Below are 20,931 nucleotides of genomic sequence, written 5' to 3' on the forward strand. Positions count from 1 at the left end.
GTGAAGGCGCCGGAAATCTCAGTCGCGCCGCTCGTAGCGGACGAAGTCGTAGTGCCAGTCGTGCCCGCGGTCGGCGGGACTGTGGTGGCGCTCTCTGCGCACCTCGGCGAAGACCGACGGATCGACGGCGGGGAAGAACGCGTCGGCGTCGAAGGCGGCGGCGATCTCGGTGAGTTCGAGGGCGTCGGCGCGGGGCAGGGTGAGCTCGTAGACCTGGGCGCCGCCCATGACGAACACGGCCTCGTCGGCCGCGCAGGCGGCGAGCGCATCGTCGAGCGTCGCGAAGACCTCGGCGCCGTCGAGCGTCAGCCCCGGCTGCCGCGACAGCACGAGGTTGCGCCGCTGCACGAGCGGCCGGAACTTCGCGGGGATGGAGTCCCAGGTCTTGCGTCCCATGACGACGGTGTGACCGATCGTGAGCGCCTTGAAGCGCGCCATGTCCTCGGGCAGGCGGACCAGCAGTTCGTTGTCGCGGCCGATGCCGCGCGCGCGGTCGAGGGCGGCGATGAGGGTCAGGTGGGGCATGGGAACTTCAGTGGCGGCGAGGGCGTCGGCAGGGCAGGAGTTTAGGCCGGCTCGGGCGCGTGACGGATCAAGGACGCCGGCGCCCATCCCTCGTCGGAGGGAGCCTCCACCAGCGCGGCCGCATAGGAACCGAGGTCGATGCCGAAGACAGACTTGGCTGCGGCGGCGCCGGCGTCCTCGGACCCTCCCGCCGCGCGCAGGAAGGCGAGGAAGCCGTCCCATTCGCGGGACATCTGTTCGACGATGATCCGCGCGAGTTCGTACGACAACAACGAGCTGTCGTCCCCCGATTTCAGGAAGGACTCACCGGACCAGAAGCCCTGGATGCGGGCGGCGTCCCAGTGCCGGACATGCATCGCATGCAGCTCGTGCGGCGTGTACAGCGACCCTTGCGGACCGGCGACGCGACGCTCGGTGTTGACCGCGACGCCCTCGTCGAGCCAGCGCGGGAGTTGCAGATGGGCGAGGGCGGCATGCGTCAGCTCATGCGCGATCACCGGCTCGACGTGCTGCAGATGCCCGCGCACCACGACGAAGTGCGGGCAGCCAGCGTCGATGAACATGCCGCTCGACGTGGAGAACTCGCCGTCCGGTTGGTAGATGGAGACGTAGCGGTAGTAGTCGTCCTCGTCGTCGAGGACCAGCAGGATGCTGCGATGACCGGTGGGGAACTGGACGACGTCGCCCATCAGCCGCTGGATGCGCGCCCGGGCGGTCGCGACGTAGTCGGCCGTGCTGCGTTCCAGCTTCCGGTCCAGCGACGAGAGCACGAAGGCCTCGTCGGTGACGAACAGCCCCATGTGCGCGCCCAACTGCTCACGCAGGTGCAGCAGCCAGGCGTGACGGCCGCGCTCGATGGCATCGGCGCTCGCGCCCGTTGCGACGGCGTCGGCCCCGTCACCTGCCGTCGGTGCCCACTCGGCCAGGGCCTGCCAGTCCAGGATCGGAAGACCGTTGGCCTGTTGCATGCGCTCGATGAGTGGAAACTCGCCGCCCTCGGCCGAGGTCAGGACGGTCGGCGGCGGGCCGTAGTCGCCGCTCCGGTCATGGTGCGTCGCGCCTTTGACGACGCCTTCGGCGACCCGGCGCGATGGCGTGTTCCCCAGGGCCATGAGCGCGCCGATGAACGGCAGCAGCCAGATCGTCGCGACGAGCATGCGCTGGGGCAGATGAACCAACTGGCCGATCGTCAGTACGCGGCGGGTGGCGAAAAGATTGAGGGCGAGCCAGAGGCCCGCCACGATGGCGAGTTCGAACATGCCGGGATTGTCATCCCGCCGCGCCGGCCACCACCTCGTAATGCGACACCGTCGGCACCGGGTCGTAGAAGTGATGCAGCAGCGCGCGCCAGTCCTGGTACTGCGGCGACTTGCGGAAGCCGATCTCGTGGTCCTCGAGTGTGCGCCAGCGGACGAGCAGAACGTAGTCGCTCGTCCGCTCCAGGCAGCGCTGCAGTTCGTGCCCCAGGTAGCCGGGCATGGACGCGATGATGGCCTGCGCCTGCAGGAAGGCGGCTTCGAACGCGGCCTCGTGGCCGGGGCGGACGGGGAGCAGGGCGACTTCAAGGATCATGGGGACCTCCGGGGCCGCATTCTCGCCAGACATTGATGGATCTGTGCGACCACCGCCGCCCCTTCGCCGATCGCGCCGCCGACCCGCTTCACCGATCCCGAGCGCACGTCGCCGACCGCGAACACGCCGGGCACGCTGGACTCCAGCGCCGCCGGGCCGCTCTCGATCTGCCATTCGAGGTCCGCGGCCAGCGTCGGGTCCGCCTTGCGCTGCGCACGTCTCACGTCCGCGCCGGTCAGCACGAAGCCCTTGTCATCGGACAGCACCGGACAGCCCGCCAGCCAATCGATCTCGGGCTCGGCGCCGACGAACAGGAAGACGTTGCGCGTGTCCTGGCGCGACTCGGTGCCGGTGCGGCCGCAGCGCCAGGTCACCGCTTCCAGTCCGCGCAGCGGATCGCCGTGCAGTTCGGTGATCTCCGTGTAGGGGCGCAACTCGATGTTGGACGTCGCCTCGATGCGGTCGATCAGGTAGCGCGACATGCTGTCGGCAAGACCCGGCCCCCGCACCAGCACGTGCACGCGCGAGGCGTGCTCGGACAGGAACACCGCCGCCTGTCCCGCCGAGTTGCCGCCGCCGACCAGCACCACCTCGCTGTCCACGCACAGCGGCGCCTCCAGGGCCGAGGCCCAGTACCAGATGCCGCGGCCTTCGAAGTCGCTCAGGCGCGGCACCGCCAGCCGGCGGTAGCGCGCGCCGCTGGCGATGACCGCCGTGCGTGCGCGCAGCTTGCGGCCGTCGGTGAGGGCGATGAGGAGCTCGCCCTCCGGGCCTTCGCGGGCGCAGTCCAGCGACTGGACTTCGGTGGGGATCAGCAGCTCGGCGCCGAATTTCTCGGCCTGCACGCAGGCGCGGCCCGTGAGCGCGCCGCCGGAGATGCCGGTCGGGAAACCGAGGTAGTTCTCGATCCGCGCGCTGTTGCCCGCCTGGCCGCCGTAGGCCCGGCGATCGAGCACGACCACCTTCAGCCCCTCGGAGGCCGCGTACACCGCGGTCGCCAGTCCCGCCGGACCCGCGCCGGCGATGGCGACGTCGAAGAGCTCCTCGCGCGGCGTCGCGTCCACCATGCCGATGCAGCGCGCCAGCGTCGCCTCCGGCGGATTCACCAGCACCGCGCCGTCCGGGCAGACCGCGACGACGTCGCCCGGCGCGGCGCCGTACTCCTCGATCAGCGCCGCCGCCGCCGCGTCCTGCGCGACGTCGACCACGCGGTACGGCTCGCCGTTGCTGTGCAGGAAGCTCTGCAGCCGCAGCAGCGCCGCCGAGTTGGGCCGGGCGATCAGCACCGGCCCGCTCGCGCCCGATTCGATCAGTCCCACGCGGCGCAGGATCATCGCCCGCACCAGCCGCTCGCCGAGGTCGGCCTCCGCGATGATCAGCGCGCGCAGCTGGCTGGGCGGGAGCAGCAGCGTCTCGACCGTGTCCACCGCGATCGCGTCGACCAGCGAGGGCTTGCCCGACATCGCCGCCAGCTCGCCCGAGAAATTGCCCCGCGTGTGCCGGATCAGCGGCGTCGTGTTGCCCATGCCGTCGCGATGGCACACGTCCACCGTGCCGCCCAGGATCAGGTAGAGCCCCGGTCCGGGCTTGCCCGCGCTGAGCAGCGTCTGGCCGGGCTGGAACGTCAGCGGCGTGCCGAAGCGTTGCATGCGGGCCATGTCGCAGGCGCTCAGCCGCGGATACATCTGGTGGCGGCGGGTTTCCAGCGAGTGGTGCGAGGCTTCTGCGTTCATGGCGTGTCCCCTGCGTCGGTGCGCGGGTTGGTTGCGGTACCGCTACTCGCGGAATTACATTGGGTCGGGAGTCTAGAGCGCCGGGGTGTCACCCCGGACCAGCACAACGAGGTGCGCGACCATGTCTCATCTTGGACCGACCTTCATCCAGATCGTCCACGAGGAAGCCCTGACCTGCGCGGGATGCGCGGCGGTGCTGAGCCAGCGGCCCGACTTCGCGGCCTCGATCTGCAGCCTGTCGCACGCGGTGCGGATCGTGTCGGGGGAGTCGCCCGAGCGATGCGACCTCCTCATCGCCGACTACACCAGCGCACTGGCTTTGGCGCTGACCGCGCGGCAGGCGGCGCGACGCCATGGGGGACATCCGGCGGGCCGATGTCCCCGCATCCTGGTCCTGACGGCGATGGACCGCGAATGGGATGTCCGCGCCGCGATGGAGGCGGGCGTGCAGGGCTACCTGCTGCAGCGCTGTCGTCCCGAGCAGCTGGTCGAGGCGGTGGACGCGGTGATGCTCGGCGTGCAGTTCGTGTCCGTCGAACTGGCGCCCAAGCTCGCACGCAGCCTGACCCAGGACCGGCTCACCAAGCGCGAGATGGAGGTGCTGCTGGCGATGTCCACCGGTGCGTCGAACAAGGACATCTCGCAGCACCTGGGCATCACCGACGCCACCGTCAAGACGCATGTGCGGGCCATCCTCAGCAAGGTCGGCGCGGGCGCGCGCACCGAGGCCGTCGCGATCGCCGCGCGCAGCGGACTGACCGCGCGGCCACCTCACTTCGCCGGGCAGAAGGCGCCGGTCCTGATCCAGGCGTCGACGAGTTCCCCGAACTGAGCCTGCGTGCCCGGCGCGGGCTCCCGATGCGCGCCCGGCATCCACGCCCAGCCGACCAGCGTGTCGTGCGCCATGTGCTCGTGGATCTGCGCCAGCGTGCGCCTGCCGTTGCGCGCGGGATCCTTGATCTGCTCGCAGATCTCGCCGAGCGACAGGTTCTGCCACGCCATCTCGCGCGGCGCGACGTGCCACAGGGCATGACCCGGCACTCCGGAGGCGTCGTTGTTCTTCACCTGGTGGCAGCTTGAGCAGCGCAGGGCGGGCACGCCCTTGCCGTCGGCGCCGCGCGTGACGTTGGGGATGTGCAGCCGCGTCTGCACGCCCTGACCCTGCAAGGGGCGGTCGCCGCTGGGATGGCAGTTCACGCAGCGCGGGCTCTGGATGACGCGGCCCGCCTCGACGAAGAGCGCGCGCGAGCGCTCCTGCGGATCGGCGATCGCGTCGAAGCTCTGCACGGTGCGCAGCGGCGTGACGGAGGTCGGGCGTGCGTCCTGCGCCGAAGCGGGGGCCGTGAAGGCCGCGAGGACCGTCAGCACCGTCAGCACCGCAAGGGCGGACGGCGTCATGGGGGCGTTCGGGTGGTTCATGCCTTCAGCTCCTCGGCGGCGACGGGATAGCTGCGGAAACGCCGGCCGGTGGCGGCGTACAGCGCGTTGATGTAGGCCGGCGCGATGATCGCGGTGCCGATCTCGCCGACGCCGCCCGGCTCCGCGCCGGAGCGGACCAGGTGCACGTCGATGCGCGGCGTCTGGTCGATGCGCATCAGCGGGAAGTCGTGGAAGTTGCTCTGCTCCACGCGGCCCTTGGCGATGGTGAGCTTGCCCAGCATCACCGCCGTGAGGCCGAAGATGTGGCCGCCTTCCATCTGCGCGACGACGCTGTCCGGATTGACCGCGATGCCGCAGTCCAGCGCCGTGGTCAGGCGGCGCAGCATCACCGCGCCGTCGGGCGTGACGCCCAGCTCCATCACCATCGCGATGTGGCTGCCCCACGCGTTGAGCACGGCCACGCCGCGCCCCGTGCGCGCCGGCAGCGGGGTGCCCCAGCCGGACTTCGCCGCGGCCGTTTCCAGCACCGCCTTGAGCCGCGGGTTGTCGCCCAGGTGCGCGAGCCGGAAGGCCACGGGATCGGCCTTGGCCGTGACGGCGAGCTCGTCCATGAAGCCCTCGACGGCCCAGGCGTTGTGGTTGGGCCCGACGCCGCGCCAGAACGCGGTCATGTAGCCGGGCGGCGGCTCTACCGGGACGTACTCGACGATCTTCGCGGGGATCGAATAGGGGGTCTCGGCCGCCTCGACGGCATCCGGATCAGCGACGCCGGGCTGCAGCCATTGGGGCGCGTAGCGGGCCACGATGGACGAGCCCGACAGGCGGTGCGAGAACGCCGTGATCTTCCCGGCGCCGTCCAGCGTCGCGGCCATCTCGTCGCAGTAGAGCGGGCGGAAGCTGCCATGGCGGATGTCCTCCTCGCGGCTGTAGATGACCTTGAGCGGGAAGTCGACCTGCCTGGCGAGCTTCGCGGCCTGGCCGACGTACTCGGCGTCGAGCCGGCGCCCGAAGCCGCCGCCGATCAGGAAGTTGTGGACCTGGATCTTCTCGACCGGTACGTTGGTGACGGCGGCGATCGCCTGCTGCGTCTTCACCGGCGCCTGCGTGCCCAGCCACACGTCGCAGGCGCCGTCGTGGAAGTGCAGGGTGCAGTTCATCGGCTCCAGCGGCGCGTGGACCATGGTGGGCGCGTCGTACTCGACCTCGACGAGCCGGGCGCCCGGCGCGGCCTTGGCTGCGGCGAAGTCGCCATCCTGCTTGGACACGATGCCCTTGCGCTTGAGCGCGTCGCGCACCGAGGCCTTCCAGGCCGTCGTCGAGAAGTCCGCATTGGGCCCGTCGTCCCAGTCGATGACCAGCGCGGCGAGGCCCTTGCGCGCGGCGCCGTAGTGGTCCGCGACGACGCCGACGATGTCGTCCGCGACCAGCACCCGACGCACGCCGCGCACGGCGAGCGCCTTGCTGTCATCGACGCGGCGCACCTTGCCGCCGACGACGGGGCAATGGGTGATCGCGGCGACCTTCATGCCGGGCAGCCGCGTGTCGATGCCGAACTGCGCGCTGCCGTTGGTCTTGCTCTTCGTGTCCAGCCGTTTGGCCGGCGTGCCGACGAGCTTGTAGGCCTTCGGGTCCTTGGGCGACACGTCCTTGGGCACCGGCAGCGCGGCGGCCTTGGTCACGAGCGCGCCGTACGACAACTGCTTCCCGGTGGCCGCCTGCACGACCTTGCCGTCCCGCGTGACGCACTCCTGCGCCGTGCATTGCCAGGTGTCGGCGGCGGCGTTGACGAGCATCGCGCGGCAGGTCGCGCCGGCGGTGCGCACGGCCTTCCACGCGGCGATCATCGACGCCGAGCCGCCCGTGATCTGCATGCCGAAGACCGGATTGGCGTAGCGCTTCTCGTCGGCCGGGGCCTGCTCGACGGTGATGGTCGAGAGCGGAACGTCCATCTCCTCGGCCAGCATCATCGGGATCGCGGTGAACGAGCCCTGGCCCATCTCGACGAAGGGGATCACATAGGTGACCTGACCCGAGGGCGCGATGCGGATGTAGACGTTGGGTTCGAAGGCGGCGCCCGCGGAGGCGGCGGTCGCCGAGGTCGCCGCGGTGGCGGCCTTCGCGCCTTTGGCGCCGGTCGCGGCACCGGCGGCATTCGTGGGCAGAGGCAGGCAGAACGAGGCCACGAAGGCGCCGCCCGTGCCGGCACCGATCTTGAGGAAGTCACGGCGTTCCATGGCTTACCCCTTGACCGGCGCGCCGGCAGCCGCCGACAGGATGGCGGACTTGATGCGCGGGTAGGTGCCGCAGCGGCACAGGTTGCCCGACATCGCGGCGTCGACGTCGGCCTCGGTGGGGCGCGGGTTCTGCTTGAGCAGCGCGCAGGCCGACATGATCTGGCCGGACTGGCAGTAGCCGCACTGCGGCACGTCCTTGTCGACCCAGACGGTCTGGATGCGCTTGCCGACGGGTGTCTGGCCGATGGCCTCGATGGTGGTGACGGCCTGCCTGCCGACGCCCTCGACGGGGAAGGAGCAGGACCGGACCGGATTGCCGTCCAGGTGCACGGTGCACGCGCCGCACATCGCCATGCCGCATCCGAACTTGGTGCCGGTCAGGCCGACGACGTCGCGCAGCACCCAGAGCAGCGGGGTGTCGCCGTCGACGTCGACGGACTGTGTCTTGCCGTTGATCTTGAGCTGATAGGCCATGGGCGGGGTCCTCCTGTGGAAGACCCACTGTCCGGCGACGCCCGGCCGGTGTCGTCAGCACGGGGGATGCGTGGCGCCTCCTTCCAGGCGGGGAGGCCGGGCTCATCCTTTGGGAGGACGCGAAAGGATGCGGTCAAGGCGTCGTCACGACGCCGTCACCGGCGAGGCGGATGATCGAGGCTTCCGCAATTCCGTCTTCTGCCGCCATGAGCTCAGCATCCGACCGCGACGACCTCGTCGAACGCATCCGCCGCGACCTGCAGGACGGCTACGACGAGGAGCTGGAGCTGGAGATCGAGGACCGTCACGTCGACGAGGCGCTGCGCGCGCTGGACGAGAGCGGTTCCGACAGCGCGCACAACGAGCGCATCGCGTATTTCAAGCACCTGTTCCGCCTGCAGCGCGAGCTGGTGAAGCTGCAGGACTGGGTGCAGCACACGCGGCAGAAGGTGGTGATCCTCTTCGAGGGCCGCGACGCCGCAGGCAAGGGCGGCGCGATCAAGCGCATCACGCAGCGGCTCAACCCGCGCGTCTGCCGCGTGGTGGCGCTGCCCGCGCCCAACGACCGCGAGCGCACGCAGTGGTACTTCCAGCGATACGTGCCGCATCTGCCGGCGGCGGGCGAGATCGTGCTCTTCGACCGCAGCTGGTACAACCGCGCCGGCGTCGAACGGGTCATGGGCTTCTGCGGCGAGGACGACGTCGAGGAGTTCTTCCGCTCGGTGCCCGAGTTCGAGCGCATGCTGGTGCGCTCCGGCATCACGCTGATCAAGTACTGGTTCTCCATCAGCGACGAGGAGCAGCATCTGCGCTTCCTCGGCCGCATCCATGATCCGCTCAAGCAGTGGAAGCTGTCGCCGATGGACCTGGAGTCGCGCCGGCGCTGGGAGGACTACACGCGGGCCAAGGAAGTGATGCTGGACCGCACGCACATCCCGGAGGCGCCGTGGTGGGTGGTCGCGGCCGACGACAAGAAGCGCGCGCGGCTGAACTGCATCCAGCATCTGCTGGACCACTTCCCTTACCACGAGGTCGAACGTCCCGAGATCCGCCTGCCGGATCGCGAGCGCCACGAGGACTACCAGCGCCATCCGGTGCCGGAGGCCATGTTCGTGCCGGCGAAGTACTGAGCCCCCCGCGTTCACGGGGTTACCCGCTCCGGTCGACACGCATCGGCGCTTAACAATCCCGACATCGGACCGCCGCCCGCGCCTCCCAGGCGCGACAACAAGCACATCCGTTCGGCGCGGCGGTCGAGGGAGGATTTTTCCGTGATGCGACCGTTCCTGCGCTGGCGCCAGACCGCCGGCTTGCTTGTGCTTGTCCTGATGACCGCCTGCGGCGGTGGTGGCGGCGACGCCCCGGCGGCCAACCCCGGTACGTCGACCGGGCAGCCACCGCCTCAGGCATTGGGCGGATGGAAACTCGAGGCCGTCCCGGTGGCCGGGCAGGTCCCGACCGAAAGAGGCCCGATGGTGCTGTTCAAGGCGTCCGGCACCGGCACGGTCGTCTCGGTCGAGTGGGACTTCGGCGACGGCGTGAAGCTGATCAACACCACCAGTCAGGAGGCTTCGCACACCTTTCTGAAGTCGGGCGACCTCACCGTCACGGTCACCCTCGTCGGCGCGGCCGGTGACCGGGTGGCGGCCACGGCGACCGTCAAGGTGCTGCCGTCGCTGTTGGAGGTGGCCATCGATCAGACCGGCAATCCGGACCAGCCGCTGCTGCGCAGTGCGCGAGTGCGCTTCGCGGCACGCGTCGTGACGCCGTTCAGCGACCACATCCGCGCAGCGCAGACGCCCGCCGGACTGCGATACCGCTGGACCTTCAGCGACGGCGCGACCTCCGACGCCTCCGCGCCGGCGCATGTCTTCGAGGCCGCGGGCGACCACGACGTCACGCTGGCGGTGACCGATGCGCAGGGCCGTGTCGTGACCGCCAAGCGCGTGGTCACGGTCAACGGCGATATCCGGCCGACGATGATCCAGACCAATCTGGGCGGATCGGGGGCCTCGAACGACGGGGCGATGAGCCTGCTGGGTTCGCCTGACGGGATGGCGCGCGACAAGGATGGGTCGGTGTACGTGCTGGACTTCGCGAACACGGTCATCCGGAAAGTGGCGCCCAACGGCGAGGTCTCGGACTTCGCCGGCGCGAGTGGCGTGCCCGGATTCCTCGACGGCACGGGCGGTGAGGCGCGACTGGGCAATCTTGCCCATGGACTCACGATCGACGCCGCGGGAACGCTGTATTTCTCGGATGGGGGCGCTCTGCGCAGCGTGTCGTCGGGCGGCGTGGTGAAGACCTTCGACAAGGCGGTGCTGGTCGACAACGACGAGGCCGAGTTGAAGCGCAACTGGATCGTCGACGGTCTGGCGGCGGCGCCGGACGGCACGCTCTACTTCATGGACAGCTCGCGGGTGATGAAGCTGAAGGACGGCAAGGTGAGCGTGCTCGCCGGCAGCCTCGAGCACACGGTGGCGCGCGTGGACGGCCCGGGGGCGCAGGCGCGCTTCGGCCGCATGTCCGCGATGACCATGCGGCCCGACGGGAAGTTGGTGCTGCTCGACAGCTGCTACGGCGTGCGCACGATCGACCCCGACGGCAGGGTCGGCACCTTGATCCCGGACGCCGACACGTCGAAGACGCCGAACCAGTTCAACGCCTGCAGCCAGCAGGGTCGCAGCCTGGCGGCCATGGCGGACGGGCGCGTGCTGATGCTGTGGGACTCGTCGCTGCGCGTGATCGAGGCGGACGGCTCGGTGCGCACCGTGGCTTTCCCGCTCGGCGGTGAGCACGTGATGGCCGTGAACGCGACGACGGCCTGGGTCAGCAATCAGCAGCGGCACATCATCGAGTGGGTCCGACTGGATAACGGCAGCCATGGCACGCAGCTCGGCCGCCCTTCCGACATCGGCGAAGCCGTCCCGGCCCTGGCGCCGACAGTGCCGGCGTACGTGGAACCCTGGCAATCGATCGCGATCGACCAGAACGGCAAGGTGCTGTTCACGTACTTCGGCGAGATCCATCGCTACGACGCGGCAACGAAGAGCTCGCAGAAGCTGGCGGCCGGCAGTGGGCCGGCGATGCTGGACGGCCTTCCGGGGAACGCGCAGGTGGTTGCCGCCGTCCATGTGGCCACCGATGCAGCAGGCAACCTGTATTTCACGGACAGTTATCGTGCGATACGGCGCATGGCGGCGTCCGACGGCGCCATTCGCACCCTGTCGGGTTCGTCCACCGGCGGCACGGCCGACGGCCCTGGCGTGGGGGCGCGTTTCGAGCAGATCTCCGACATGACGGCCGCGGCCGACGGCACGGTGTATGTGATCGACAAGCGTCGGCGGCTGGTGCGCGTCAGGCCGGATGGGGAGACGACCACCTTGCTGACGCTGCCGGAAGAGGTGACGACCGGCATGGCGGTCACGCCGTCGGGGCAACTGCTGGTGGCGTACCAGGGACTTCTGAGACGACTGGAGCACGACAACTCGCTGACGACGATCGCCGGTGAGCTCTATGGGACGACCCCTCAACTGCCGCTGGCGCGCAGGCTTTCGACCAGCGCCCAGCCGCTGGTGTCGTCGAGCGGGCAGGTCTACCTGATCGACTGGAGCGCGAAGCAACGGGTGTTACGCCGCCTCGAAGCCGATGGCTCGTTCGTCGACCTCGCCCAGGACGGGCCGCTGGCCCTCGCGCTGGTGGACGGGCACGGTCCGGTGGAGCTGTCGTTCTCGTTCAGCCGCGCGGCGTTCATGCCCGATGGCCGGCTGATGGTGTGGGCCGGTCAACCGCACTCGTGGTGGACGCTGGACGGTCTGCGTTGAGTCGATGCGCATTCCGGCTGAGCCGGCGTGTTCCCCCGTCGTCCGGGTCGGCGTCGACCCGAGTCAACCCCGGTCTGCAAGTGCCACCGCGTCCGGCCCCGCCGCGCGATGCAGTCGGTTCGTCGTGTCGTTGGCGGCGAGCCAGACGGCCTCTGCCACGTCTTCAGGCGTGGTCGTGAGCGTGGCGCCCATGAACTCCGCGAAGACGCCCTGCGCGTACGCCGCGTACGGTTCGGTGATCAGACCCTGGATGCGGTCGTCGGCGTTGGCGGAGAAGTTCGTGCCCGGACCGTAGCCGGGTTCGACGAGCCGCACGCGCACGTCGAAGTCGTGCAGTTCGAGGGCGAGCGACGCGCTGAAGCCCTCGATCGCCGTCTTGCTGGCCGTGTACGCGGCCACGAGCGGAAAGGGCGCCAGCGTCGCGCTGGACGTCACGTTGACGATGGTGCCCGAGCGCTGCGCGCGCAGACGCGGAATGACGGCCTGGCACATCGCCATCGTCCCGAAGGTGTTGGTCTCGAAGACCTCGCGCACGGTGGCCATCGGCGTGGCCTCGAAGGCGCCGAACAGGCCGATGCCGGCGTTATTCACGAGCACGTCGAGGGGGCCGATGTCGTCGAGTGCGCGGCCGATGCTCTCCGGCCGCGTCACGTCCAGCGCGACGACCCGGAAGCGCGAGGATGGGGCGATGTCGAGTTCGCGCGGTGTGCGCATCGTGGCGATGACCTTCCACCCCTGGGCGTGGAAGTGGCGGGCGGTGGCGAGGCCGTAGCCGGACGAGCAGCCGGTGATCAGGACAGTCTTCATCGGGAATCTCCGTGGGTGGGTGGACACAGGGAGCAACGATAGGGATCGGGCGCCGGACGGGCGACGGTGTATCGTCCACTTTTCTTTGGCCAACGTCCGGACATGAGCGATCCGCTTTCCGATGTCGTGCGCCTGCTGCGTCCGCGCGCGGTCATGGCCAACGTGATCAGCGGCAAGGGCGGCTGGGCGGTGCGCTACAGCGAGTACGGCCAACCGAGCTTCTGCATCGTGCTGGAGGGGCACAGCCGGTTGGCGGTCGACGGCCATGAACCGGTGGCGCTCCAGGCCGGGGACTTCGTCCTGCTGCCGACGACGCCGGCCTTCACGCTGTCGAGCGTCGACGCGGTGCCGGCGATGCCGATGGATCCGCGGGAGGCCGCGAAGACGCGCGGTGAACTGCGCTACGGCGAGCGCCGAGGCGCGGCGGACATGCGCTCGCTCGGCGGCGCGTTCGAGTTCGACTGCGCCGACCCCGGTCTGCTGGTGGCGCTGCTGCCGCGCGTGGTGCACGTGCGAGGCTCATCGCGGCTGGCGCTGCTCGTGCAATTGGTCAGCGAGGAGGCGATGACGCCCCGGCCGGGCGGCGACTTCATGATGACGCGCCTGGTCGAAGCGATGCTCATCGAGGCGATGCGCGCGAGCGCCACGGCCGACGCGCCGGCAGGGATGCTGCGCGGGCTCGGGGACGATCGGCTGGCGAAAGCATTGGAGCAGATGCACGCGAAGGTCGAGCGCCCCTGGACGGTGGCTCAACTGGCGAAACTGGCGGCGTTGTCGCGTTCCGCGTTCTACGAGCGTTTCACGCGCACGGTCGGCGTGGCGCCGATGGCGTATCTGCTGGCCTGGCGCATGGAGATCGCCAAAGAACTGCTACGGGCGGGAAAGCTGACGGTGTCGGGGGCTGCGGAGCGCGTCGGCTACGGTTCGACGAGCACGTTCAGCACGGCGTTCAGCCGGCAGGTGGGAATGGCGCCGAGTCGATATGCGCGTGGAGCGCCGAACCGCGAGAATGCGCGCGTTCCAACAACGACAGAGGGAGTGGAATCATGAAACGCACACACCGGAATGCCCTGATCGGACTGGTCGCCTCGCTGGCGGCCGTCAGCGCACAGGCCGCGGGCTACGACGCTGCGAGCGGTCCGCGGGCGATCAAGGAGATCAATTTCCAGATGACGCCGGAGACGGCGGGCGGGGCCTATTACATCGTGGCCGAAGGCGGATGGCAGGCGACCGGCTGCCCCAACGCGCGCTTCGCCTACGTGCCGGAATCGTGGAGCGGCGCCAAGTCCGCGCTGGCGATGGCGCTGACCGCCAAGGCGTCCGGCCGCATGGTCCGCGTGTCGGGCTACTGCGGCGACTCTGCCGGAGACCCGGCCTACATGCGGCTCTACTACATCACCATCGAGTGATGGGAGACGCGGCAGGGGGCGCATGGGCTCGTCAGAGAAAGGCCCGGATGGGCCCTGTGTCTCGTCGGCGTTGATCAGCTCAGTTGCCGGTTCGACTGGTTCTCGTCGACGAGGCGGCGATAGACGCGGAAGTGGGCGGCGGAGGCGCGCGGCTCGCCGAGCTGTTCGCACAGCGCGCCCAGGCGGTAATGCGCTTCGGCGAGTGCCGGGTTCAGGTCGAGCGCCTGCTCGTACGCCGCGATGGCCTTCGTCACGCGACCGGCGCTCTGCTGGACCTCGCCGGCGAAGAAGTACAGCGAGGCGATGTCGCTGCACCAGCCCACGGCCTGGTCGATCAGCTCGAGCGCGTCGTCATGACGGCCTTGCCGGCTGAGCAGCGAGGTCAGTTGCGAGAACGCCTCGATGTGGCACGGATCGTTGGCGATGGCCTGACGGTAGCCCGCTTCGGCGGCGGCTTCGTCCGTCGTCTCCGTGATGGCCGCGAGTTCCACCAGCGCATCCAGCGCCGCGTTGCTCAGGCCGCGCGCCGAGCTGTGCAGTTCGACGTCCTCCACGTGTTGCGTGGGTCGTGCGGAAACGATGCGGAGGAGGATGTCGGCGGCGGAGATCGGCGGGTTGGTCGTCATGGCTGTTCCTGGTGGATTGCCGTGAATGGTGCCCAGGGTCGGGTGTTGCCTCTGCCGGAGAGCGGTGGGATCGCGTGTAGGACAAGCGGAAGTGAGCCCACCTCACTTGAGCGTGACGAGCTCTTCCGCGATGGTCGGATGCAGGGCGACCGTGCTGCGGAAGTCCAGCCAGGTCGCGTTCGCCTTCAAGGCGACCGCGATGAACTGGATCATCTCCGCGACGCCTTCGCCGAGCAGGTGCACGCCCACCACGCGGTCCGTCGCGTCATCGACGAGCACCTTGAAGAAGACCTGATCCTGCGAGCCGGCGAAAGCCTGCGCCATTGAGCGGAATCGCGTCTTCAGCACGCGCAGCTGGGGATGACGTTCTCGCGCCTGCGCCTCGGTCAGGCCCACGACGCCGATCTCGGGCGTCGTGAAGACGGCGGTCGGGACCAGCGCGTAGTCGATCTCCGGTGACTCGATGCCGCCGTAGTGGCGGTCCGAGAACGCCTGGCCCTCGCGAATGGCCACCGGCGTCAGGTTCAGACGATCGGTGACGTCGCCGATGGCGAAGATGGAAGCGACGCTCGTGCGGCCGCCAGGGCCAACCACGATGGCGCCCTTGTCGTTGACCTCGACGCCGGCTGTCTCAAGCCCGAGTCCCTCGATGTTCGGGCGACGGCCGGTGCTGAGCAGGACCGTGTCCACCTCGAAGGAGCGACCGCCGGTCGTTTCGACCTGCAAGGCCGCGCCTTCGCGCCGGACCCGTTCGATGCGGTCATCGAAGACCAGATCGACCCCGCGCAGGGACAGGTGCTCGCGCAGCGTCCCGGCGATCTCGTCGTCGAAGCCCCGAAGCAGCGCAGGGCCCCGCACAAGCTGCGTCACCTGACTGCCCAGACCGGCGAAGACGCCGGCGAACTCCACGGCGATGTAGCCGCCGCCGACGATCAGGAGGCGACGCGGCTGCTTGTTCAGATGGAAGAGCTCGTCGGACGTGATCGCCAGGTCGACGCCGGGGAAGCGGGGACGGTCAGGGGCGGCGCCGGTGGCGATGAGGATCCGCTCGGCCGTCACGACCTTGCCGCTGGTGCGCAGCCGCACCGAGTGGGCGTCCAGCAGCGTGGCGTGTTCGGAAAAGGTCTGGACGCCGACCCCGTGGAGATTGCGCTCGTAGACGTTCTCCAGACGATTGATCTCCGTGTCCTTGTGGTCCATCAACGCGTGCCAGTCGAAGCTGGCCTCCGGCGCGTGCCATCCGAAGGCCTTGCCGGCCTTGAACGCATCGGGGAAGCGGCTGGCGTAGACCATCAGCTTCTTGGGGACGCAACCGCGGTTGACGCAGGTGCCGCCGAAGTTGGCGCCCTCGGCGATGCCCACGCGGGCGCCATGTTTTGCGGCGACCCGGGCGGCGCGTGCGCCGCCGGAACCTGCGCCGATCACGAAGAGATCAAAGTCGAACTGCTGCATACGTCAATGGCCCGGATGTGGTCCCGGGCCCTCCAATCGATACGGGAGAGTAACGACGCATGCTCCGGCCATCAACGAGGGGCGGGGGAACAGGGAATTGTCCGGGTCGGAACAATGCGGTCGCCGGGTCAGGTCTGAGGTTCGAGCGGGGCAAGCGACGCTCGCGCTCCGGACGCATCCGCGAGCGGCAGCGTGACGGCGACTTCCAACCCGCTGCTCGTGCCGTCGGTGCCAACGGTGCCAACGGTGCCAACGGTGCCGTCGTGGCGATCGCGCATCTCGATCCTCCCGCCGAGCTGGTCCAGCACCGCCTTGACGATGGCCAGCCCCAGCCCGCTGCCGGGCTCGCGCTGCGCGGGATCGCGGAAGAAGCGGTCGAACACGCGCCCGCGCAGCGCCGGCGGGATGCCGGGGCCCTGATCCGTCACGTACAGCACGGCCTCGCCGCCGGCGCGCTTCAACATCACGCGCACCGTGCCGCCGACCGGGCCGTACTTGACGGCGTTCTCGACGAGGTTGTCGACCAGCGACTCCAGCGACGTCATCTGCGCCGCGACGCAGAGGCCGGGCTCGGCGCTCAACTCCAGTTCCACCGACCGCGCCGAGGCCAGCGGCGATAGCACCGCCAGGCGGTCCTGCAGGAGGCGGTCCAACTCGACGCGCTCGACCGGATCGGCGCCGTGCGCCTCGCTGCGCATCAGGCGCAGCAGCTGGTTGACCATGCGCGTCGCGCGATGGCCGCTGCTCATCACGCCGGCCATGAGCTGGCGTTCCCGCTCGTCGCGCGCGTCCGCCTTCAGCGCCTCCACGTTGACGAGCATCGCCGCCAACGGCGTGCGCAATTCGTGGGCGGCGTCGGCGACGAAGCTGCGCTCGCGTTCGCTGCTGTCGCGGACGCGCCGCATCCAGCCGTTGATCGCGTCGACCATGACCGCGAGTTCGCGATGACCGCCGCGATAGGCGAGCGGGGACAGGTCTTGCGGACCGCGCGCGGTCATCTCGCGGGCGACGCCGGTCCAGGGCCGCATGGCCAGGCGGATCGACAGCCAGGCCGGCAGCAGCAGGAAGGGCAGGCTGATGAAGAGCGGCAGCAGGTAGAAGCTCTTGGAGAAGATCGTGATGAAGACGTTCATCCCGTGGTTCTGGGCGAGGAACGTCGTCCGTGTTCCGCTGGGCGCCATCACCGTCTTGGCAACGTAGCCCACGCCGTCGATGCGAAGCGGGTACTCCTCGTCCAACGGTCCGGACGGAACGACCGCAGGCGCCTGCGGGCTGCGATAGGCGACCTGCCCGCGCTGCTCGACGATGAAGCTGGGTTTCGGATCGTTGAGTTCGTCGAACTCATCGACGATCGCCTCATGGGCGCGGGTCAGGACGCGGTGGCGGCGGGCGGGATCGTCGACGAGCTCGTCGGCGATCGCATTGATCGTCTCGTAGATGCGATGGCTCTGGAGCAGCGGCCGCGCCCCTTGGAACAGCAGGTAGGCGAATCCGATCGACCAGAGCAGCGTCAGCAGCAGCATCTGCGCCACGAGCAGCCGACGGACGAGGCTGGGCCTGAAGACGGCGGCCATCGCGACCTTCGGCCATCGGAGGGCCGACGCGCTCATGCCCCCTCCTGCAGATCGATGACGTAGCCGACGCCGCGCACGGTGCGGACATACCCGTCGCCGATCTTGCGGCGCAGGTTGGCCATGTGCACGTCGAGCGAGTTGCTCGCGTTGCTCTGACCGCCGGGGAGCACCTGCTCCTCCAGCGTGCGGCGGGTGACGATGCGGTCGGTGCGCATCATCAGCAGTCGCAGCAGGTCGTACTCGCTGACGGTGAGTTCGACGGCGCGTCCCGAGACGGTGACGCGACGCGTGGGGATGTGCAGCTGCAGCTCGCGCACGGCGAGCACGTCGCCGTCGAAGCCGTAGCTGCGGCGGGCGAGGGCGCGGATGCGCGAGACCAGCTCGGCGATCTCGAAGGGCTTCACCAGGTAGTCGTCCGCGCCGGAGTCGAGGCCCTGCAGCCGGTCCTTCAACGCGTCGCGCGCGCTGAGGATGAGCACGGGGAGGGAGCCTTGCTCGCGTCGCAGCCGCGCGAGCAGATGCAGGCCGTCGCCGTCGGGCAGACCGAGGTCGAGCAGGACCAGGTCGCAGGGCGTGTCCTGGAGCTGGCGGAGTGCGCCTTCGATGTTGCGCGCCCAGACGATGTCCATGCCGTGGTCGGTCAGCGCGATGCGCACGCCGTTGCCCAGGTCCAGGTCGTCTTCGATGAGCAGGATCTTCATGCCGCCATTGGACCAGTCCGGCGGGCCGGAAAGTGCCGTGGCGACGGGCGCTTCATCCTTTCTTCATGTGCGGCTCAGGTGGGGTTCATGGGGTGTTTCGACACTGCCCTTGGCGGTCCGGTGTGTTGCCGGGCGCTGTTCAGGGAGTGACGACATGACTGCTGCATCTCAAGACCGTCCGCAGGCACGCGGACAAGACCTGGCCCCGCGGAACGCGACGCGCGCGCCGTCGCTGGTCCTGATCGTCTGCGCGCTGGGCGCGGGCGCGGCGGCCCTCGATCCGCTCCTCGCGGCGCAGGAGCGCAAGGACTTCGTCGTCACCTGCGCCGGTCCTGAAGGCTGGGCCGCGTGCGACCGGACGGCGGCGGAATGGTGCAAGGGCAACTTCCGGATCACCGCGCGCAAGGCGGAGGGCATGCGGCTCTCCGGCGAATGCCGTCCTTTCAAGCGCTTCGAGTGAGCGCCATCCACTTTTCAATGACATCCATGACCACCACCATGAAGCTCTCTCCTGTTGTTCTCGTCTCCCTGATGCTGCCGATCTGCGGCGGCGCGCAGGCGCAATCCACCGCGGCGGATGCGTCGTCGGCCACGGTGGTCGTTCAAGCCGGCGTGGCCGTCGCGACGCGCTATGCGGGCTCCGACGAGCGGGCGGTGGTCCCGCTGCTCGGCCTCGAGTACGCGCATCCCAGCGGCTTCTTCGCGAGCACGCAACGCGGCCTCGGCTACGCGGGATCGGCGGGACCGCTGAGCTACAGCGCGGCGCTCGGGTATCGCGGCAAGCGGGAGGAGAAGAAGACCACCGGCCTCGGCTTCAGCAGCGGCAGCAAGTACCTGCGCGGCATGGGGGAAGTGAAGGGCAGTGCGACGGCGAACCTGACGCTGAGCTATGCCGTGATGGAACGGCTGCAGCTGCAGGTGGCGACGGAGCAGCCGGTCTCCAACCGGGACAACGGCGCGCTCTACAGCGTGGGGGCGGCGGCGACGCTGCTGGAGGATGGGAAGAACACGATGGTGCTGTCGGTGGCGGCGAACGCGGCCGACAGGAAGTACATGCAGACGTACCACGGGGTGACGGCGGCGCAGTCGGCGAGGTCCGGCTATGCGGCCTATACGCCCAAGGCCGGCGCGCATCTCGCAGAGGCCGGTGTGAGCTGGCAGCACAAGCTCTCTTCGGAGTGGAGCGTCACCGGGATGGTCGGCGCGCAGACGCTGCTCGGGGATGCGAAGAAGAGCCCGCTCACCCGGCGCACGACGTCGCTGGTGGGGGCGGTGTTTGTGAGTTATTCGTATTGAGGGGCCGACCGCAAAGATGTCGACCTGCCCGTGCTCGCTCAACCCGACTTCAACGCTTTCAGGTGCTTGTCCACGGCGGAGAACAAGCTTTCGCCAGCCTCCGCATGGCCTCGGTGCTTGAGCTCGCCCGCGAGCTGGCGCAGTTGATCCGCCGTCAGCCCGACATTCAGACTGATGCGAACGTGCGCCAGCAACTGCGACTCGACGCCGACCATCGCCGACAGTGCCGCCACGGTGGCCAGTTCCCGGCTCCCCCAATCGAGCGCGTCACGGACGAAGATGTCGCCGAACAGATGCGTCTTGAGGAACTGGTCGATGGTCGGCGCGAAATCGAAGAGCGCCCCGCGCACCGGCGCCCCCGCCAGCTTCGTCTGGTTGGCCGTGCCGGCGGCGAGCAACGCGGCGCCGGTCGGCCCGGGACCGGACTCTTTGCCGGCGGTGTCCTGCACGCCGCGGGCGCGCCGCTTGTCGAGCACCCCCATCAGCTCGCCCAATGCATTGAGCGAGCGCGGAAAGCCGGCATAGGCGTAGAGCTGCACCAGCACTTCCTTGGTCTCGCTGACGGTGAGGCCCGCATTCAATCCTTGATCGAGCGCAGCGGCCAGTCGAGGCATGTCGCCAACGGCACAGGCGGCGGCGATGGGGCCGATGGCCAGCTGCCGGTCGGTCAAGGCGTTTGTCGAGGGTGTCGTCATGCAAGAAGGTCCGGAAGCGCTTGAAGGGTCAGTCCTTGCCTGGCCGAGTGCGACGCCCGGGGCAGCGGCGACCAGCAGGGTCAGCAGTTCGCGGCGCGTCGCCGTGCCGTCGTCAGCGGGCGAGGTACTGCTCATCGCTGACCTTTTCCATCCAGTCGACGTTCTTGCCGTCGAGGGCGCCGGTCACAGCCATGTGCGTCATCGCCGTCGTAGGCGCTGCGCCGTGCCAGTGCTTCACGCCAGGCGGGCACCAGACGACGTCGCCGGGGCGGATCACCTGGATCGACCGGCCCCATTCCTGCGTCAGTCCGACGCCGGCCGTGACCACCAGATATTGGCCCAGCGGATGCGTGTGCCACGCGGAACGCGCGCCCGGCTCGAAGGTCACCAGGCCGCCAGAAGCGTTGATGGTCTCGTTGGCGGGATAGACCGGATCGATGCGTACGCGGCCGGTGAAGAACTCCGCCGGCCCGGGGATCGAGGCGGACGCGCCGGCGGGCGTGATCTGCTGTATGGCGGTCTTCGCAGGCAACTTGGTTTCGGCTTCGGCTTCGGCGCCGGCGCTCGCGAGTGCCGCGTAGGCGAGGCAGACGAATGGGCGATTCAGCATGGAGATGCTCCTCAACGTT

The 20,931-nt window shown here is 69.3% G+C and carries 21 protein-coding genes; 7 read left to right on the forward strand and 14 right to left on the reverse strand.

Features of this window, described 5'->3' with window-relative positions; genetic code table 11:
* Positions 1-18 precede the first annotated feature (18 nt).
* From ABE85_RS06200 to ABE85_RS06215, 4 genes are read right to left on the reverse strand one after another with little or no spacing between them, the layout of a single operon-like run.
* Complete coding sequence (locus ABE85_RS06200) at positions 19-525, reverse strand: dihydrofolate reductase (RefSeq protein ID WP_067271308.1); 507 nt, start codon at positions 523-525, stop codon at positions 19-21.
* Positions 526-566: 41 nt separating this feature from the next.
* On the reverse strand, positions 567-1,784 hold the full coding sequence (locus ABE85_RS06205) for a hypothetical protein (protein ID WP_067271312.1): 1,218 nt from the start codon (positions 1,782-1,784) through the stop codon (positions 567-569).
* A 10-nt stretch (positions 1,785-1,794) separates the two neighbouring features.
* Positions 1,795-2,097 (reverse strand): antibiotic biosynthesis monooxygenase, encoded by a 303-nt coding sequence (locus tag ABE85_RS06210; RefSeq protein WP_067271316.1) that lies wholly within the window; start codon positions 2,095-2,097, stop codon positions 1,795-1,797.
* On the reverse strand, positions 2,094-3,830 hold the full coding sequence (locus tag ABE85_RS06215) for an FAD-dependent oxidoreductase (RefSeq protein WP_067271320.1): 1,737 nt from the start codon (positions 3,828-3,830) through the stop codon (positions 2,094-2,096). Before ABE85_RS06215 ends, ABE85_RS06210 begins: the two co-directional genes overlap by 4 nt.
* 121 nt (positions 3,831-3,951) lie before the next feature.
* Here ABE85_RS06215 and ABE85_RS06220 point away from each other — a divergent pair, with 121 nt between their 5' ends.
* Positions 3,952-4,662: a response regulator transcription factor gene (locus ABE85_RS06220; protein WP_067271323.1), complete on the forward strand. Its 711-nt coding sequence runs from the start codon at positions 3,952-3,954 to the stop codon at positions 4,660-4,662.
* On the opposite strand, the gene ABE85_RS06225 is transcribed toward ABE85_RS06220, so the two are convergent.
* From ABE85_RS06225 to ABE85_RS06235, 3 genes are read right to left on the reverse strand one after another with little or no spacing between them, the layout of a single operon-like run.
* Positions 4,602-5,249 (reverse strand): Isoquinoline 1-oxidoreductase subunit, encoded by a 648-nt coding sequence (locus tag ABE85_RS06225; protein WP_197507221.1) that lies wholly within the window; start codon positions 5,247-5,249, stop codon positions 4,602-4,604. The genes ABE85_RS06220 and ABE85_RS06225 overlap by 61 nt on opposite strands.
* The gene (locus ABE85_RS06230; protein ID WP_067271326.1) at positions 5,246-7,444 is read right to left on the reverse strand and encodes a molybdopterin cofactor-binding domain-containing protein; all 2,199 of its coding nucleotides are present in this window, start codon (positions 7,442-7,444) and stop codon (positions 5,246-5,248) included. The genes ABE85_RS06225 and ABE85_RS06230 overlap by 4 nt, the downstream gene beginning before the upstream one ends.
* A 3-nt stretch (positions 7,445-7,447) precedes the next feature.
* Positions 7,448-7,918 (reverse strand): (2Fe-2S)-binding protein, encoded by a 471-nt coding sequence (locus ABE85_RS06235; protein ID WP_067271329.1) that lies wholly within the window; start codon positions 7,916-7,918, stop codon positions 7,448-7,450.
* Positions 7,919-8,124: 206 nt separating this feature from the next.
* On the opposite strand from ABE85_RS06235, the gene ppk2 reads away from it, so the two are divergent.
* Together ppk2 and ABE85_RS06245 are read left to right on the forward strand one after the other, a co-directional pair.
* Positions 8,125-9,048 (forward strand): polyphosphate kinase 2, encoded by a 924-nt coding sequence (gene ppk2 / locus ABE85_RS06240; RefSeq protein ID WP_157521980.1) that lies wholly within the window; start codon positions 8,125-8,127, stop codon positions 9,046-9,048.
* Between the two features lie 144 nt (positions 9,049-9,192).
* Entirely contained in the window at positions 9,193-11,742 is a 2,550-nt protein-coding gene (locus ABE85_RS06245) for a PKD domain-containing protein (protein WP_082938369.1), read from the forward strand.
* A gap of 63 nt (positions 11,743-11,805) precedes the next feature.
* Here ABE85_RS06245 and ABE85_RS06250 read toward each other — a convergent pair whose 3' ends face one another.
* Positions 11,806-12,549 carry an SDR family oxidoreductase gene (locus ABE85_RS06250; RefSeq protein ID WP_067271342.1) on the reverse strand — a complete coding sequence of 248 codons (744 nt, stop codon included), beginning with the start codon at positions 12,547-12,549 and terminating at the stop codon, positions 11,806-11,808.
* Between the two features lie 102 nt (positions 12,550-12,651).
* Between ABE85_RS06250 and ABE85_RS06255 the strand changes: the two genes are divergently transcribed.
* Positions 12,652-13,599 (forward strand): AraC family transcriptional regulator, encoded by a 948-nt coding sequence (locus ABE85_RS06255; RefSeq protein WP_067271346.1) that lies wholly within the window; start codon positions 12,652-12,654, stop codon positions 13,597-13,599.
* A complete protein-coding gene (locus ABE85_RS06260; RefSeq protein ID WP_067271349.1) occupies positions 13,596-13,958 on the forward strand; it encodes a hypothetical protein in 363 nt (120 codons plus the stop codon). The genes ABE85_RS06255 and ABE85_RS06260 overlap by 4 nt, the downstream gene beginning before the upstream one ends.
* Positions 13,959-14,032: 74 nt before the next feature.
* Here ABE85_RS06260 and ABE85_RS06265 read toward each other — a convergent pair whose 3' ends face one another.
* From ABE85_RS06265 to ABE85_RS06280, 4 genes are all read right to left on the reverse strand, one after another.
* A complete protein-coding gene (locus ABE85_RS06265; protein ID WP_067271352.1) occupies positions 14,033-14,584 on the reverse strand; it encodes a tetratricopeptide repeat protein in 552 nt (183 codons plus the stop codon).
* Positions 14,585-14,686: 102 nt separating this feature from the next.
* Positions 14,687-16,036, reverse strand: a complete 1,350-nt coding sequence (gene gorA / locus ABE85_RS06270; RefSeq protein ID WP_067271355.1) for a glutathione-disulfide reductase — start codon at positions 16,034-16,036, stop codon at positions 14,687-14,689.
* A gap of 128 nt (positions 16,037-16,164) precedes the next feature.
* The gene (locus ABE85_RS06275) at positions 16,165-17,646 is read right to left on the reverse strand and encodes a HAMP domain-containing sensor histidine kinase (protein WP_067271364.1); all 1,482 of its coding nucleotides are present in this window, start codon (positions 17,644-17,646) and stop codon (positions 16,165-16,167) included.
* On the reverse strand, positions 17,643-18,311 hold the full coding sequence (locus ABE85_RS06280) for a response regulator (protein ID WP_067271367.1): 669 nt from the start codon (positions 18,309-18,311) through the stop codon (positions 17,643-17,645). Before ABE85_RS06280 ends, ABE85_RS06275 begins: the two co-directional genes overlap by 4 nt.
* 154 nt (positions 18,312-18,465) lie before the next feature.
* On the opposite strand from ABE85_RS06280, the gene ABE85_RS06285 reads away from it, so the two are divergent.
* Positions 18,466-18,771: a hypothetical protein gene (locus tag ABE85_RS06285; protein WP_067271370.1), complete on the forward strand. Its 306-nt coding sequence runs from the start codon at positions 18,466-18,468 to the stop codon at positions 18,769-18,771.
* Between the two features lie 26 nt (positions 18,772-18,797).
* Positions 18,798-19,607, forward strand: coding sequence for a MipA/OmpV family protein (locus ABE85_RS06290; protein WP_067271373.1), 810 nt, complete (start codon positions 18,798-18,800; stop codon positions 19,605-19,607).
* A 38-nt stretch (positions 19,608-19,645) separates the two neighbouring features.
* Here ABE85_RS06290 and ABE85_RS06295 read toward each other — a convergent pair whose 3' ends face one another.
* Complete coding sequence (locus ABE85_RS06295; RefSeq protein WP_409072575.1) at positions 19,646-20,437, reverse strand: carboxymuconolactone decarboxylase family protein; 792 nt, start codon at positions 20,435-20,437, stop codon at positions 19,646-19,648.
* Positions 20,415-20,912, reverse strand: a complete 498-nt coding sequence (locus ABE85_RS06300; RefSeq protein ID WP_067271380.1) for a cupin domain-containing protein — start codon at positions 20,910-20,912, stop codon at positions 20,415-20,417. The genes ABE85_RS06295 and ABE85_RS06300 overlap by 23 nt, the downstream gene beginning before the upstream one ends.
* Positions 20,913-20,931: the final 19 nt, after the last annotated feature.

The organism is Mitsuaria sp. 7, from assembly GCF_001653795.1.
GTDB lineage: Bacteria > Pseudomonadota > Gammaproteobacteria > Burkholderiales > Burkholderiaceae_C > Roseateles.